Below are 1,156 nucleotides of genomic sequence, written 5' to 3'. Positions count from 1 at the left end.
CAGGGGAATCGCTTCAGGTTAACGTTGATTTTTGACGGATGAGATTTTCGAGATAATCGGCGTTGAGATTGGCGAGTTTTCGTCGAACCTTGAGGCTGTGCTTGTCCTTGGGGTTTCGGACGAGGTTGACGGCCATGTGTTTGACGATGGCCATGTTTTGCGGACCGTGCGCTGTTCTGAGACGCGCGAGATCGTCGTGAAAGACGACATCGAGCACCCAGTGGAGCCGGTTCTCGATGCCCCAATGGGCTCGCACGGCATGGGCGAAGCTTTTGGCGTCGAGCTTGGCGGAGGACAGATAGTAGCGCCGCTCGTGCTCGGTCTTGCCGTTGCGTTCGACGCGGGTTTCGATCATGCCGATCATGGCCAGGCGCGGGAAGCGCGGTTCGCCGGGATAGCGGCGGTCGGAGAACAGCCAGTCAACCGTATGGCAGACGGTGTGGCGACGGCCTTCAAGGCGGCCATGGTCGTTGTCGGTGGTCTCGACGGGTGTTTCCAGCATGGTTTGCGGCGGCTCCGCGAAGAAGCGCTCGACATCGGCGAAGGTGGCAGGCCAATTGGCCTTGAGCGCGAGCAGATAGTCGCCGCCCTTGGCGACAACGGCTTCGGCGATTGCCGCCTGCGTTCCCATGGCATCGATAGTGACCAGTGCGCCGGTCAGTTCAAGGCGTTCGAGCAGCAACGGGATGGCGGTGATTTCATTTGATTTTATGTCTGTCGCCTGCTGGCCGAGCACGAGCCTCTGACGGGTCGCCCAGGCCGAGACCAGATGCAGCGGCTCGCGTCCCTTGGAGCGTGCGTGGCTGCGCCGTGAGGTCTTGCCATCGACGGCGATGATCTCGGGATCGCTGTCGCGCAGGGTCTCGACCCAGTCTGTGAAGCAAGTCTTGAAGAGGTCGGGATCGAGCGCGTTGATCACGTCGTTGAGCGTGTCGTGCGCCGGGATGCCGCGCTCATAGGGCAGGAAACGGCGCAGAAAGTCGAGGCGCTGCTCACCCCACAGCTTCGTCTCGACGAAATCGTCCATGCCGCACAGCGTCGCGCACAGCACCACAAGCAGGATTTCCGGCAGCGGGTAGGCGACACGCCAATGCTGGCGGGGATCAGACAGCGCCGAAAAATGATCTAGAATTGAATGCGAGTGGCAAGCGTGGCG

At 61.2% G+C, this 1,156-nt stretch carries 1 protein-coding gene; it reads right to left on the bottom strand.

The genetic code is table 11. The annotated features are described in order from the left end of the window. Positions 1–13: 13 nt before the first annotated feature. Entirely contained in the window at positions 14–1,132 is a 1,119-nt protein-coding gene (locus tag NKI38_RS33445) for an ISAs1 family transposase (RefSeq protein ID WP_352665148.1), read from the bottom strand. Between the last annotated feature and the right edge of the window lie 24 nt (positions 1,133–1,156).

This window comes from Mesorhizobium sp. M0621 (assembly GCF_040320745.1).
Classification (GTDB): Bacteria; Pseudomonadota; Alphaproteobacteria; order Rhizobiales; family Rhizobiaceae; genus Mesorhizobium.
This window is presented reverse-complemented; position numbering and strand designations above follow the sequence as displayed.